Genomic DNA, 14,489 nt, shown 5'->3' on the forward strand with positions numbered 1-14,489 from the left:
AATATTAAAGGTGGTAACTTTATTTAAGTTACCACCTTTAATTTTATAAATTTAATATATTTCTATCTGTTAATTATAAAAGTGACTTGTCTGGAGTTACAAGTATTTTTACATGCTTCTTCTTTTCTGGTCCAGTTAAAGTACCAAAGCCTTCTTCTACTATATCATCAAGTGCTATCTTCTTTGTTATATAACCTTCAGCCTTTACTCTTCCATCACTCATTAGTGCAATAGTTGCTGGGAATTCATGTCTATATGCTAATGTCCCAACTATTTTCTTTTCACTAAATACTAATGAATTAGGATTAAAGCTTACTTCCTTTTCCCAAATACTTGTTATAACCATAGTTCCTTCAAATTTTAAACTATTAATTCCTGTATCAAATCCTATTTTTGCTCCTGTAGTTTCAAAGGCTACATCAACACCTAATCCACCTGTAACTTTCTTAACTTCCTCTGCTATATCTACTTCATTAGGATCAAGAACTAAATCAGCACCAGCTCTCTTTGCATATTCTTGTCTTATTGATTTTCTTTGAAGTACCACAATAAGCTTAGCACCTGCTGCCTTTAATAATTCTATTGTTGCAAGACCAATTGGGCCTGAACCTAATACTAATGCAGTATCTCCTACTTTAAAATTAGCAATTCTTATTGAATGAAGTGCTACTGCCATTGGCTCTATTAACGCTGCTTGTTCATAAGACATATCATCTGGAATTTTGTGAATAAACTCTTCTGGGAATACAGTATATTCTGCAAGCCCTCCACCACTTCCGCATAATCCATGGAAGCCTAATGATGTGCAAAGATTATACTTTCCTTCTTTACATGCTGGACATTTTCCACAAGCTACTATTGGTTCAATTACTACCCTATCGCCAATCTTAAATTTAGTTACATCTTCACCTATTTCAACTACTGCCCCTGAACATTCATGTCCTAATACTACTGGTGCTACATTTTTACTTAAAGGATGTGGTGTTCCTACTGGAATAAATATAGGTCCTCCTAAATATTCATGTAAATCTGAACCACAAATTCCACACCATTTAACCTTGATTTTCACTCCATCTTTTGTTACCTTTGGTTCTCCAATATCTTCTACTCTTACATCCTTTTTATCGTACCATAATGCTGCTTTCATTACGCATCCCCCTCATATATATGTATTTGTTAAATTATTCACATATATAATAAGCAATTGCTATGCCAATAAAATAATTTATTATATATCAACTATCTTAAATAAATCTGTTTCAATAAGACACACTTTCTATGTAGCAATATGATACACTAAAATACAAATTCTCAATTTGATACAATTTATTTTCTATCATTGTTAATATTATATTTTTTAATTTTTCTATATAATGTAGACCTGCTCATATTTAGAAATTTTGCTACCTTAACTATATTACCATCACATTTATCTAAAGCATTTTTAATTATCTTTTTCTCAGCTACATTCATAGGAATTATATTTAGCTTTCTACTTCTTTCTCTATTTTTTGTTTCAATTTTTTCTATTTCTAAATTATTATGTTCTTCTATTAAATCATTATCACTTAGATAATAATCTCTCTCTATTACATTTTTAAGTTCTCTAACATTTCCAGGCCAATCATACTTTTTAAGTTCATTTATATAATAATTGCTTATATGCCTAATATAAGAATTATTTTTTGAATTTAATTCCTTAATGAAATATCTTGCTAAAACACCTACATCATTATTTCGCTCTCTTAAAGGGACTGTTTTTATGTTTATTACATTTATTCTATAATAAAGATCATCTCTAAAGTTTTTCTTTTTTATTTCATCTTTAAGAACTCTATTTGTAGCCCCAACTACCCTTATATCTAATTGTCTCTCAAATTCACTTCCAATTCTACTTACTCTACCACTATCGAGTACTCTTAATAATTTTGTTTGTATATCTAATGGTAATTCTCCAAGTTCATCTAAAAATATAGTTCCTTTATCTGCAAGCTCAAATTTTCCTATTTTTCCGTCTTTTGATGCTCCAGTAAAAGCTCCACCTTCATATCCAAATAATTCACTTTCGACTAATTCTCTAGGTATTGCACCACAATTAATTGCAATAAAAGGTTCCGATACTCTATTACTGCAATTGTGTATAGATTGAGCGATTAATTCCTTTCCTGTTCCACTTTCTCCCTCAATTAAAATATTACACTCACTTTTAGCTGCTTTTTTTGCAAGACTTATCATTTCAATCATTGCTTTATCTTCAGTTATAATATCATCAAAATTATACAATGCTTTATTCTTAGTATTATTTTTGTTATTTATTCTATAATTTTTATTTTTAAATTTTATAAGTATACCAATAGACTGTGCTGCTGCTGTTACCATTCCTAGTGTATGAGAGTGTACACTATTACAACATCCTGACATATCAATGCACCCTATAATATTTCCTGTATCATCATGTATTGGAGCTGCTGAGCAAGTCCATGAATGTTGATCCAATCCAAAATGTTCTGCTCCTACAGTTTGAATTGGCTTATTCAGATAAATGGCTGTTCCTATTGCATTAGTTCCAACAGTTCTTTCACACCATAAAGCTCCTCTTTTAAAATTTAAATTATTTGCCTCTTCCAATATTTCTTTATCCCCAATTATATCTATTATGTATCCATCTCTATCTGTTAAAAAGATTGCAAAGCCTGACCCCTTTACAATACTATATATATTCTCCATTATAGGTTTAGCTACAGACACTAACTCTTTGTTTTTCTCAGTTATCGCCCTAATACTTAGCTTTTCTGTATCTAATCCCTTTCCACTCATAGGATTTACTTTATAACCTTTGCATCTCCTCCATGAATCTGCAATTTCTCTCTTTACTTTATGGCTTATATCTCCTGTTTTTATAAACTCATTCCACTCATTAGCCATGAACTTAATATAACTTTCCAAAATCCTCACCTCATATTAAACTAATTTTTTATTAATTGAGATTCTAGAATAGGCGTTCTCATAATAAATAACTATCTTATTTTTAATATATCACAATTTAGTGGAATAAATAAGTTTATATGTATTATAAGAGTAGTTTTACTAAATATTAAAAACTAATTTATCTACTAAAATTTTCAGTGAATTAAAAAAGAGATAAAACTTTGAATTTTATCTCTCAAACCAAACATAAACTTATGATAATTTACATAAAGATTCTAATTGCTCTCTCAAATTAGATTCATCACCCTCATCTACTAAAGCTGTTATAGTATCTCCTGCTCTTATTATAGTATTTCCATTAGGAATTATTTCTTCTCCTGCTGTCTTAATAGTAATAACTAATGCATTATCCACTAATTTAATCATTTTTAATCTTTTACCAACAATAGGTGAACCTAAATCCACAACATATTCAACAACAGATTTTCCTGCATCCTTTTCAAGATTATCTTTTTTTTGAGATGCTATTCTAAGTTTTAATAATGACTCATATACTGGCTCACTTCCAAGTAAATCTGCAACTAAATATGCAATACCACAAACTACAGCAAGTGGTCCAAGCTGAGTAAATGATCCGCTCATTTCACACACTAAAACAAGCCCTGTTATAGGTGCTCTAACTATTGATGCAAACATTCCTGCCATTGCAAGAAGAATAAAGTTAATTATAAATCCACTATCTCCTCCAAGTATACCAATTGACACCTGTCCAAATATTGCTCCGACTAAAGCTCCAAGTGTTAATAGCGGAAATAATATTCCTCCTGGAATACCAGATGCAAAACTAGTCATAGATAATATAAATTTACCTACTAATAATATAATTGCAAATTTTAATATTACTCCATTTACTAAAACATGGTTTATAAGGTCATTACCTCCACCTAAAACCTCTGGAAGATATATCCCAAATATTAATACAATTGCAAATGGAATCATCATTCTTACCTGTAAAGATACATTTATCTTTTTATAGATATCTATTGTTTTAAGTAGAGTACTATTATATAAGGCTCCGCATACTCCAACTATTATCCCAAGTATTATTAATAATATATAATATTGATATGGTAATACTAATAATTTATGTACATCTAGAATAGGTTGTCCGCCAAAGAATATCCATGTAACTAAATCAGAAGTCACACAAGCTGATATAGCTGATACAAACAGAATTGGTGAAAAGCTTCTATGAACCTCTTCAAGAACAAACATCACGCCTGCAAATGGTGCATTAAATGCAGCTGCAAGTCCCGCCCCTGATGCTGCTGATATTAGAAATCTCTTTTCAAGTTTTAACCTTTTAGTTATATTTCCATAAATATGTGCAGCACTAGCTCCTAATTGAATAGATGGTCCTTCTATTCCAAGTGATAATCCAGCACCAATTGCAAGAACACCACCCACAAACTTTCCTATAAGAATTTTAACTGGATTTTTTATATCAAAATACCCTTTTAATAAACCCTCAATCTGTGGAATACCACTACCACCTATCATAGTGTCATGTTTTAGAATAAGTCCAACTGCATATCCTATAATTAATAACACTATAAGCCCAAAAATAATATATGTTTTATGAGTTGCCATAAATTCATAAGCTTTTAAACCATAATTTCCGAAATACTTAAGTACAAGCCTATATAAAGATACTATAAGTCCTGTAATAGCTCCAACTAAAACACTTTCTAATACTGTTCTTAGCTTTAAAGTCTGTATCATCTCATATATATTAGATGCTTTATTATCCATTACTATCCTCCTATAATTTCTTATAGATTAATTATATCTCCTATATAAGGTTTTACTCAAAGACTATACTATTAACATAGACTTAATATTTGGTGAATAACTTAAAGAACTTATTTAACTATTTATAGATAAATATCTATTATTCATATTAATTCCTACTTTAATTTAATAAAAATATCTTTATCTATATAGATAAAGATATTTTTATGTGGATTTTATTTTAAAACCAATATACTATAGCTTGTCCTATAAATTCTCCAAGCCCTGTCTTTTTACTATCTAATATAGTACTAAAACTCTTATCTTTTATGTAAACTTCGCTAAGCTTTTCAAATTCTTCAATTGAAAATATAGAGAAAGTATTATTCATATACTTTTGAAAATCCTCCATAACTACTTGTGTCTTCTTACTTTCTACTCCATAAGGCATTACCTCTACAAATAAATCATGAATTTTTTCACCTTCTGTTTTTATTGCTAATAAATTTGATTCCAAAACATCATCCCCTTTACTTTTCTTTATTTTACTATTCCTTAAATACTCCTCTTTAAACCCATCACTCCTGCATGCCTCCTCAATTCTTATTACCCGATTTTTATTAAAATCTTCTAGCATACTTTCTTTAAATTCTCCTAAAAGAGCACTATCAATAGAATCTATAAGTCCTTCTAAACGTTTTCTCTTATTATATAAAATATTCTTATGCTCTTTAAGTATAGCTTCTTCTTTAATCTTTTCTCCATCTAATACTTCTTTTATTTCATCAATAGTAAAATCAAGTTCTAAATATAAAAGAATCTTCCAAAGCCTCTCAACATCTCTATTACTGTACTCTAAATATTTTTCTCTCGTACTTTCACTTGCTACAAGGAGCCCAATGTCATTATAATGCTGAAGTGTCCTTTTACTAATTCCTGCAAGGCTTGCTACCTCATTTACTAATTTCACATCAATTACCTCCCTAGTTTAATATAGATTTATCTTATATAGTTCTTAAATATATATTTATCCTATATATGTTATAAATATATAAAAGGATTAAGCTTTAGATAACTTAATCCCCTTTAAACAAATTCAAGTTCTTAAAATGTACTTCTTATATCTTATGATGTTCTGAACATGTCTTTATTAGTTTATATTTTCTATCTTAAGCTCACTCTCTAAATATTCAATTAATTCTTCTTTAGTTGTATACTCACTATGTCCTTCAATACATATTTTAAAATCAATATTTTTTAAATCCTTAATTAATTTATATAATTTCTCCATACGGAAATGTGGCTCTCCGTTATACATATCTTCACAACAAGCATCTCCTAAAAATAAAACCTTTTCTTCAGGAATATAATAAATTGTAGAATCCTTAGAGTGGGATCCTCCTATTCTCATAATCTCGCAGCTAACTCCACCTAAATCTAAAGTTAACTCGTCATCAAAAACTATATCTGCTGTTCTTACATCTATGTAACCTCTATCTTCATACTCTTTTTTTATCATATTATCACAAAATTCAATTTCATAACCATTTCTAACTCTATCCTCCATGGATTTATCATCCCACTTCCATAAAGTCATTCTTTTAAGCTGATTATTTGTTACTCTACTTGCAATTGCAGTTGTTTTAATAGAAGAAAGTCCAAACGTATGATCCCAATGCCAATGGGTAATACCTACATAATTTGGATACGGTAAATTATTCTTTTGAGTTTCCTCCATAAATGCTCTTACATGCTTATCTGAATTTCCAGCATCAATCATAAGAGAATATTTATCCCCTCTTACATAACCTAATACTGGTCTATCTTTTTCTTCATTATGTGGTAAGTAATATATTCTATTACTAAGTGATACTAACAAGTTTCTTCCCCCTAAATTTTTTAAAATTTCTTACTTATCTTAATTTTATACTAATTTTCTCATATAAGATAATCTACGCTAAGTCAGTAATCTTTTATACTGCGCCAATATTACACTTTACCCCTACTTTTTCTACAATCTGCTTTAATTCTTCAATAAATTCATCATCTGGAGTTTTTATATCTTTTCCCATTTTATATTCTCGACCTATACAGCTATATTTGTTTACTCCAAGTCTATGATAAGGCAATATATGCATCTCTTTTACCATTTTAAGTTCTTTTGCAAATTCAGCTATTTTCTTTATACTTTTTAAATCTCCATTAAATCCTGGAATCACAGGAACTCTAATTATCATATTAACTCCAAGGTCTGATATTCTCTTTGCATTTTCTAATATAATTTCATTTCTTTGACCTACATATTCCAAATGTTTATCTGAATCCATACTCTTAATATCTAAAAGAACTAAATCTACCCAAGGTATTACTTTATTTATAACCTCTTTAGATGTAAACCCTGTAGTTTCAATTGTTGTATTCCATCCCTTAGATTTACTCATCTTTAATACTTCAAGCGCAAATTCTGGTTGCATTAATGGCTCTCCACCTGATAATGTAATTCCTCCATTTGAATGTCTAAATTGAGTTTCATCCTTTTTAACTTCATTAATAACTTCATCTACTGTCATATTTTCACCTGACATTACAAGTGCACCTCTATAACAATCCTCTATGCATTCTCCACAGTTTATGCACTTTTCCCTATCTATTCTATATTTAGAACCGAAATCTATAGCATTCTCCTTGCATAATTTTTCACACTTCCCACAACTTGTACAATTAACTTCGTTGAACATTAATTCACTATATTCATGTTGAGATTCTGGATTACTACACCAACGGCAAGATAATGGACACCCTTTTAAAAACACTATTGTTCTGACTCCTGGTCCGTCATTTACAGAAAATCTTTGTATATTAAAAACTCTTCCATGTTCATTATAATTAATATCATTATTTATCATGACTTTACTTATCTCCCCTTAAATATATAAGTATTTTATAAAGGCCCTGCATTAAGAAAATATTAAATTCAAAATATCTCTTTTAACGCAGAGCTTTAGTGTAACTTTTAATCTATAAGCATTGTTCTGTTCTCTTTATAATATCGTCTTGAACTCCTTTATCTAAACAAATGAATTGTGCACTATATCCAGCAACACGTACTATTAAATCTCTATATTTTTCTGGACTCTTTTGTGCATCAATCAATATTTTTTTATCTATTACATTAAATTGTACATGCATTCCTTTTTTATCAAAATAACTTCTAATTAAAGCTCCTAAATTTTTAAGTCCATTATCCCCTTCAAGTGAGCGTGGATTAAACTTCTGATTAAATAATGTTCCACTAGGTGCACTAAAATGATCTAACTTAGCTACTGAATTTGCCGCAGCTGTTGGTCCATTTACATCTGCTCCTCTAGTAGGTGATACCCCATCTGCTATTGGCTCTTTTGCCCCTCTTCCATCAGGAGTTGCTCCAACTAAGCTTCCTAAATGGACATTATTTGAAACTGGATATAAGCCTGGTATAAATTTACCTCCACGTTGATTAGTATGTTTTTCAACTTCTGTACAATAAATAAGTGATCCATCACGAGTAAGTTCATCAACTTCATCTATATCATTACCAAATTTAGGTGCTCTATGAAGAAGTATCTCTTTAATATCTTCGTAACGCATTCTTTTATCTTTATCTTCTTCAAACTCACCAAAGTTTGTATCTATAGCATTTTTAAGTTCTTCTAATGTTATCTTCTTTTCTTTAAATACAAGATTATCTATGGCCATAAATGAATCTCCAACATTTGCAACTCCAACTCCTAAAGGTCCTGAGAAACGATAATGTCCTCCACCTTCTTGAATTGATTTACCTACACTTATACAATCATCTAGCATACATGATAAAAATGGTAATGGTGCTCTTTCCGAATGTGCAATATCAACACAATTATCTGCTGAAACCATGTTATTAACAAAATATTTCATTTGACCTTCATATGCATCAATTAAATCATCTAAGCTTTTAAATGAAGTAAATTCACCTGTTTTTGGTCCTACTTGCTTTCCACCATTTATTCCATTATTTATACTAAGTTCTAAAACCTTAGCTAAATTAAAGAATGCAGCATCATACCACCCATCTGTCTTTCCTGGTTTTTGAGGCTCAACACACCCTACAATACCATAATCTCTTGCATCTTCTAATGTTAATCCTTGATTTATTAACATTGGAATTATAACCTCATCATTATAAAATGCTGGAAGCCCTGTGCCTAAACGAGTCAATTCACATGTTCTTATTAAAAACTCCTCTGGAGTTTTGCTCCATATTCTAACTGAGAGAGAAGGTTGAGGTAACATTAAACTACCTGTTGCTTCAAGGCACATGTATGACAAATCATTTGTTGCATCCTTTCCTTCTGGAGTTTGACCACCTACAATTAAATTTTGGAACATTGAGTACCCACTAAAAGCTTTAGTTGTAGTCTCATCACGAACCTTTGTAAGATCATTAAATTTAACCCATAAGCAATCTAAAATCTCTATATCAAATTCCTTACTTGCAATCTTAGTGTCCATATCACTCTTATAATATGGATACATATATTGATCAAAACGAGCTGGAGATATTGCATGTCCATTTGATTCTAAGCTTATGATTAATTGTACAAACCAGAATGATTGACATGCTTCATAAAATGTCTCAGCTGGATTTTCTGGAACTTTATCACATATCCTAGCAATCTCAAATAACTCTTCTTTTCTCTTAATATCATCTGTCTTTTTAGCAAGTTCTATAGCTAGCTTTGAATATCTCTTTGCATAACTTATTGCAGCTTTGCATGAGATTATAACAGCATCCCAGAACTTTCTTTTTCTTATATAATCAGCAGAAGATTTATCTGCCTTATCTATTTCTTCTTTAACATCTTCAATAATACCTTTAAAGCCTTTTTCTAATACCTTTTTATAATCTACAGATACATGTCCAAGCCCATTAAAATAATAGTTAGCTACAGTAAATACATTGGCTCCCATAGCTTCCTTTGTCTCTTCTGTCATATAAGACGTAGCAAGATCGCTTACAGTCTTTCCTTCCCAGTATTTAAATACTTCTCTTAACTCATCCTTAGTCTTTTCTGAAATTTTAAAAGCATCAGACGTTCTACTTTCAAATTTTTCAAATTCATCAACTAACCACTTATTAGAGAATTCAGGGAAAACTTGAGCTGATCTTGGCTTTTTAGTTAAGCTTCCAACTATTAATTCATTCTCTCTAATAACTATAGGAATTTCATTTAAAATAGCTTCTAGTGCTTTTGCTTTACGAATAATAATAGGCTCATTTTCAGTTTCCTTAAATGAATTAGTTAATATTATAGCTCTGTCAGCTTCTATTTCTGGAAAAGCTGACATTACTTCTTCTTTTAACTTTGATACTCTCTCAGTAGGTGTCTTGAATCCTTTTGCTAAAATATCCATATTTCATCCCCCTAAGTTTTATAGTAAAAACTAGCATCATAGAATACGTTTACTTTTGCTAGATTAATTTTTCTTACACCTTTATGTTATCTTAAATTCTAATATTTCTTTAATACTTAATTGTCTACTTTAGTATACTTTTTTTCTAAATTTATATATTTTTTATAATTTTAAAATCTAATGATATTTTTTTATTTAAATATGTTAATTTTGTGCTATTTACCTTATAAAAATTTTTCACTCTAATATAAATGTTAATTTTTAGTTTATTAAGTGTAAACTTCCTCCTAAATTATCCATTTTTTAATATGTTTAGTGATAAACTTATATATAACTTACAAAATTTAAAGGGGGAATACTTATACTAGATTACATATCATTTCTTTTATTTTCTCTGTTTTACATATTTATAATGTATAGGATGATTCATTCATATAGGCTTTTCAAAAATGAAGATTTCAGAATTTTAAGCGTTTTTAAAAAGAATATTTCTTTAAAAAGTTCTTCAATAACTACCAGATTTGTTCTTACTACAAATATCTTTATTTTAGGCTTAATATCCACATTATTTACTGATAATAGTACATTTAAAATAATATTATTCTTCTCACTATTATCTACATCTGTTACGGCTAATAATATTTTGATAATAAGTAGCTCATATATATCAAACTTATTCTCTGTAGTTCCTATATCAAACTTAGACTATATCATAATAGAAGAGCCCTCATATACATCATTTAAATTAATTTTTCATTCAAGGGATAATACCAAATATAAACCTATTGTATTATCCAATAAAAATATGAATCATATAAAAACTACTTTAAGAGAATATGGCTGTGAAGTTCATGTATCTACTACATACAAATAATTTTATCAATTTTTAATATTGTTTTAGGATGCTAAATTAATATTCTCTAAAAAAATAAATTGTTTCATTTTTTATAAAAAGAACCCTTTTTTAAAAAAGGGTTCTTTTTATGTATTCTTAAATTTTTCTCTATATTCTAATGGTGTCATTCCTTCTATTTTTTTAAAAACCTTACAAAAATAATTTGGTTCATTGTATCCTATGTTAAATGTTAACTCACTTATAGAAATATTTGTGTTAGATAACATATGCTTCGCCTCTTCAATCCTTCTATTAGTAACATACCTATTAAAATTAGTACCCATATGCTTTTTAAAGGTCTTACTTAAATAAGGTGTACTAACTTTAATATGATTTGCTACATCTTGAAGCATTATATTACTTCTAAAGTTTTTCTCTATATAATTTAAAATATATTTTAATTCATAGTCGCTACTTCCATCTTCTTCATTTATTAAAATATCAAATAAATCATCTAATATGGTTATTAAATTATTCTCTATATCATTTATACTTGTACAACTTCTTAAAGTATTCTTATATTCTATAGCTTTATTTATTTTATTATTTCTAAAGGTAACAGCATCATTTATATCGCAAAGTATCTGCTCATAATAATCTTTAGCTACGCACATACTAAGCTCTTTTAAATTAATTATCAATTCGCCTAAGTTATCCTTAGACTTCTTATAATCACCTTCTCTTAAACCTTCAAGAAAATTATTCTTATTTTTATTAATACAATAACCTTTATCAGTATTTATAAATTCATCTAATACCTCAACTATTTTTTCAGCCCGTATAGGCTTCAAAATATAATCATCTACCTTTATCTTAAGAGCCTTTTTAACAAATTCAAAATCATCATAAATACTCATAAGTACTATCTTTTTATCAGGATATTTCTTTTTTATAATCTTAGCCACATCAAACCCATTTATTCCTGGTATTGATACGCTTATAAATATAACATCCGGATTTAATTTTTCAGTTAGACTTAAAGCTTCTTCTCCAGAATTTGCTACCCCAACAACACGAGCATTATTAAACTTTTTATTTATGATTATCTTTAATGCTTCTATTTCTAAACTCTCATCATCTGCAAGTATTACATTAATCATAAGACTCCCCCTATTTATTACTTATTCAAAGGAAATTTTATTCTTATTATTGTTCCTATATTATCTCTACTGGCTATTTGAACTCTATATTTTTCACCATAACAATTTACAAGCATATCATTTATACCATATATATTTGCTCCTATAGTTTTCTCATTATAGATTCCATTCAATATATGAAATAATTCATTTTCTGAAATACCAATACCGTCATCTTCAATTGTTATTATGGCATCATTTTCTAAAACTTCTCCATTTATATATATAGTTCCCCCTTCAATTTTAGGGGCTAATCCCTTTGTTATTGAGTACTCTATAAATGATAGTAAAACCATTGGAAGTATTTTTATATCTTTTATATTTTCGTCTATATTAATCTTATATTTTATTCTATTTCCAAATCTTATTGATTGCACTTTTAGATATGTAATAATATTTTCTATATCCTCTTCTAATGTTACTTCACAACCTATATTTTTTGAAGAGTATCTAATCAAATCTGCTAAGTAATGGCTCATCTCTTTAACTCTTGGTGCATTTTCAATTACTGCAAGATTGGATATAGAGTTTAATATGTTAAGTTCAAAGTTTAAATTAATTGGAGTTTGTAATAACTTAAGATTAGAAATTAATAATTCCTTTTTAAGATTCTTATTTACCTGAAGCTCTCTATTTAACTTTATATTGTTAAAATTCGCCTCTTCTTTTATTAATTCTAATTCTGATTTCTCCACTAATTGATTTATAAATATACTTACTAATGAATGTATAGATTCTATCTTTTTATAATCTATAAATTTAGTTTCATCATAGTATTTCTTTAATTTAGAATTCTTTTTTATAAGTTTCATGCAATCTTTAGATTCTTTTATTATGTTAATTTCCTCATTATTTGTTCTTACTTGCCCAAAAAAAATAGCTCCAATATAGTGATTATTAATTATTATTGGTGTAGCTACATCAACTAATCCAGCTGGGCATTTAAAAACATATGGTTTCTGCCTTATTGCAGCTTCAAGCCCTGCATGTGCATTTGCTTCGTAGCATAATTTCATTCCCTCTTTTGTGCTTCGCATTTCTTTGCAAAAATCACAAAAGTTTGAGTATTCGTTCATAGGTTCTCCTCTAAAATCTACTATGTTAAAAGCCAGTCCAGTTATTTCTGCTAACCTATTTTGAATACTTTGTAGTAAATCTATATCTATTAAATTTTTTAGTTTTTTAATGCTATACATTTAAAATCAACTGCTTTCTTGAAAGTATAATTTTAGCATTTTTTCAATAAATAATTTAATATAATTATCTCATACTACCCTAACCTGTCAAGCTTTACACTAATTTTATTCCCTATATAAAATAGCACTATTTACTTGTTTAATTTCTTTTTGTTATATAGATTAAAGCTTATTAACCCTATATAAAATCCAACAAAATTTAATATAACATTATTAATATAAAATATATCTAATCTAGATATATAATTAATACAATTTATTACTAAAATATATATAAAGAAAATTATGATTAACCAGACATTAGTAATATTTTTTAAATTTAACTTCATTGCAATTCCAATAGGAATATAAGCTATTAAATTTCCCCCAATAACAGTAATTATACTTACCAAGTGACCTATATCTGAGCTATTTCCATCACCTAAGCTCATAACTTGTCTTACATACAAGTGATCCTCTTTAAATATAACCATCATTAAGAGTAAAAAATATGATATAAAAAATATATTTAATTCAAATTTAGTAACTTTTTTATTTATGATAATACAAATAAATAAATACATTATAATTCCAATAAAAATCTTTAAAGCTAATAAAGACACATCTGAAGTACATATTCTTAATCTAGTAAATATATTATCTAGGCAAAGATAAAATATTAAAAATGTAACACTAATAGAAAATATAAATATTATTGTATTTTTCAAAATTTTATTCATCCTTATGTCACCTCCTAACCACAAGTATTAGAATATCACATAATTAATATTTTTTTAACATTTGTAATACTTTTTTCACATTTAAAATAAATTATAAAGACATTGTCTTTCCATATAATAAAGGATTACCTTCCATAAATCATTTTTAATATACATATAACGAAAATTTTTTAAACTAGTAATTATTCTATATAAACTATATTTATAATTTAGGAGGATATACTTTTGTATAAAGGTGAAGAAGTAACTAAAACCTTAGCAGGACATAACTTTGGAACAATTGATATAATATTTATTTTAGCTATTATCTTTATTATCTGCTTTATAGGATACAAAATTTATAAGCTGAAAAAAATTAATATGAAATGATAATTTTTTATTTTACTTTACT

11 protein-coding genes are annotated in these 14,489 nt (G+C 28.1%); 1 reads left to right on the plus strand and 10 read right to left on the minus strand.

Features of this window, described 5'->3' with window-relative positions; genetic code table 11:
- Positions 1 to 73 precede the first annotated feature (73 nt).
- The 10 genes from K5V21_RS07905 to K5V21_RS07955 form a co-directional block, all read right to left on the minus strand.
- Positions 74 to 1,147, minus strand: a complete 1,074-nt coding sequence (locus K5V21_RS07905; protein WP_221860614.1) for a 2,3-butanediol dehydrogenase — start codon at positions 1,145 to 1,147, stop codon at positions 74 to 76.
- A gap of 179 nt (positions 1,148 to 1,326) precedes the next feature.
- Positions 1,327 to 2,946 carry a sigma-54-dependent Fis family transcriptional regulator gene (locus K5V21_RS07910; protein ID WP_221860616.1) on the minus strand — a complete coding sequence of 540 codons (1,620 nt, stop codon included), beginning with the start codon at positions 2,944 to 2,946 and terminating at the stop codon, positions 1,327 to 1,329.
- A 234-nt stretch (positions 2,947 to 3,180) separates the two neighbouring features.
- Positions 3,181 to 4,740, minus strand: a complete 1,560-nt coding sequence (locus tag K5V21_RS07915) for a ClC family H(+)/Cl(-) exchange transporter (RefSeq protein WP_221860618.1) — start codon at positions 4,738 to 4,740, stop codon at positions 3,181 to 3,183.
- Positions 4,741 to 4,960: 220 nt separating this feature from the next.
- On the minus strand, positions 4,961 to 5,689 hold the full coding sequence (locus tag K5V21_RS19640) for a MerR family transcriptional regulator (protein ID WP_221860620.1): 729 nt from the start codon (positions 5,687 to 5,689) through the stop codon (positions 4,961 to 4,963).
- 180 nt (positions 5,690 to 5,869) lie between these two features.
- Entirely contained in the window at positions 5,870 to 6,598 is a 729-nt protein-coding gene (locus tag K5V21_RS07925) for an MBL fold metallo-hydrolase (protein ID WP_221860622.1), read from the minus strand.
- A gap of 94 nt (positions 6,599 to 6,692) precedes the next feature.
- Positions 6,693 to 7,625: a glycyl-radical enzyme activating protein gene (locus tag K5V21_RS07930; protein WP_221860624.1), complete on the minus strand. Its 933-nt coding sequence runs from the start codon at positions 7,623 to 7,625 to the stop codon at positions 6,693 to 6,695.
- A 112-nt stretch (positions 7,626 to 7,737) separates the two neighbouring features.
- Positions 7,738 to 10,149 carry a glycyl radical protein gene (locus K5V21_RS07935; protein WP_221860626.1) on the minus strand — a complete coding sequence of 804 codons (2,412 nt, stop codon included), beginning with the start codon at positions 10,147 to 10,149 and terminating at the stop codon, positions 7,738 to 7,740.
- A gap of 981 nt (positions 10,150 to 11,130) precedes the next feature.
- Positions 11,131 to 12,144, minus strand: coding sequence for a response regulator transcription factor (locus K5V21_RS19355; RefSeq protein WP_245000678.1), 1,014 nt, complete (start codon positions 12,142 to 12,144; stop codon positions 11,131 to 11,133).
- A gap of 17 nt (positions 12,145 to 12,161) precedes the next feature.
- Entirely contained in the window at positions 12,162 to 13,379 is a 1,218-nt protein-coding gene (locus tag K5V21_RS07950) for a PocR ligand-binding domain-containing protein (protein ID WP_221860629.1), read from the minus strand.
- A 131-nt stretch (positions 13,380 to 13,510) separates the two neighbouring features.
- Positions 13,511 to 14,098 (minus strand): hypothetical protein, encoded by a 588-nt coding sequence (locus K5V21_RS07955; protein WP_204594987.1) that lies wholly within the window; start codon positions 14,096 to 14,098, stop codon positions 13,511 to 13,513.
- Between the two features lie 225 nt (positions 14,099 to 14,323).
- On the opposite strand from K5V21_RS07955, the gene K5V21_RS07960 reads away from it, so the two are divergent.
- Positions 14,324 to 14,467, plus strand: coding sequence for a hypothetical protein (locus tag K5V21_RS07960; protein ID WP_221860631.1), 144 nt, complete (start codon positions 14,324 to 14,326; stop codon positions 14,465 to 14,467).
- The last annotated feature ends 22 nt before the right edge of the window (positions 14,468 to 14,489 follow it).

Source organism: Clostridium sardiniense, assembly GCF_019753795.1.
Taxonomy (GTDB): Bacteria; Bacillota; Clostridia; order Clostridiales; family Clostridiaceae; genus Clostridium; species Clostridium sardiniense.

Coding starts and splice junctions, on each gene's coding strand:
- K5V21_RS07905 (WP_221860614.1), bottom strand. CDS start 1,147: ATGAAAGCAGCATTATGGTACGATAAAAAGGATGTAAGAGTAGAAGAT.
- K5V21_RS07915 (WP_221860618.1), bottom strand. CDS start 4,740: ATGGATAATAAAGCATCTAATATATATGAGATGATACAGACTTTAAAG.
- K5V21_RS07930 (WP_221860624.1), bottom strand. CDS start 7,625: ATGATAAATAATGATATTAATTATAATGAACATGGAAGAGTTTTTAAT.
- K5V21_RS07935 (WP_221860626.1), bottom strand. CDS start 10,149: ATGGATATTTTAGCAAAAGGATTCAAGACACCTACTGAGAGAGTATCA.
- K5V21_RS19355 (WP_245000678.1), bottom strand. CDS start 12,144: ATGATTAATGTAATACTTGCAGATGATGAGAGTTTAGAAATAGAAGCA.
- K5V21_RS07950 (WP_221860629.1), bottom strand. CDS start 13,379: ATGTATAGCATTAAAAAACTAAAAAATTTAATAGATATAGATTTACTA.
- K5V21_RS07955 (WP_204594987.1), bottom strand. CDS start 14,098: ATGAATAAAATTTTGAAAAATACAATAATATTTATATTTTCTATTAGT.